At 39.8% G+C, this 591-nt stretch carries 1 protein-coding gene; it reads left to right on the forward strand.

Annotation, left to right across the window (positions count from 1 at the left end; genetic code table 11):
• The first annotated feature begins 169 nt into the window (after positions 1-169).
• The gene (grcA, locus tag AB4133_RS22085; RefSeq protein WP_017059315.1) at positions 170-547 is read left to right on the forward strand and encodes an autonomous glycyl radical cofactor GrcA; all 378 of its coding nucleotides are present in this window, start codon (positions 170-172) and stop codon (positions 545-547) included.
• Positions 548-591: the final 44 nt, after the last annotated feature.

Raw genomic sequence — 591 nt, forward strand, 5'->3', positions numbered from 1 at the left:
TTTATTGATTTACCTCAATATAATCACCTTTGTAAAAATATGGTTTTTGGTTGTTTTTTGACTTAAATCAATGTTAACCTTACTAATATTAGGTATATATTACCCAGCTCAATAAAAATCGAAAGTTAACACCATAATCAAACCACATTTAGTGGACTAGGAGATAGTTATGATCCAAGGTATTCAAATTACTAAAGCAGCAAACGATGACCTACTAAACTCAATCTGGCTACTAGATAGCGAGAAGAATGAAGCTCGTTGTGTTGTTGCTACTGCAGGTTTCGAAGCTGACCAAGTTATCTCAGCTGCAGACCTAGGCGAGTACGAAAGCCGTGAAGTTGCAATCGAAGCAGCACCACGCATCGAAGGTGGTCAACACCTAAACGTTAACGTTCTTAAGCGTGAAACGCTAGAAGACGCAGTTGCTCACCCAGAGAACTACCCACAGCTAACTATCCGTGTATCGGGTTACGCTGTACGTTTCAACTCTCTAACAACTGAACAGCAACGTGACGTTATCGCACGTACGTTCACTGAGTCTCTATAATTTTTAGAGCTTAAATTAGAATACAAAAACGGCGCTCATTGAGC

Source organism: Vibrio sp. 10N.286.52.F8 (genome assembly GCF_041468745.1).
In the GTDB taxonomy this organism is placed as follows: Bacteria; Pseudomonadota; Gammaproteobacteria; order Enterobacterales; family Vibrionaceae; genus Vibrio; species Vibrio crassostreae_C.

Bases quoted from the DNA above. Each gene is read 5' to 3' on its own strand.
- grcA (WP_017059315.1), top strand. From the start codon at position 170: ATGATCCAAGGTATTCAAATTACTAAAGCAGCAAACGATGACCTACTA.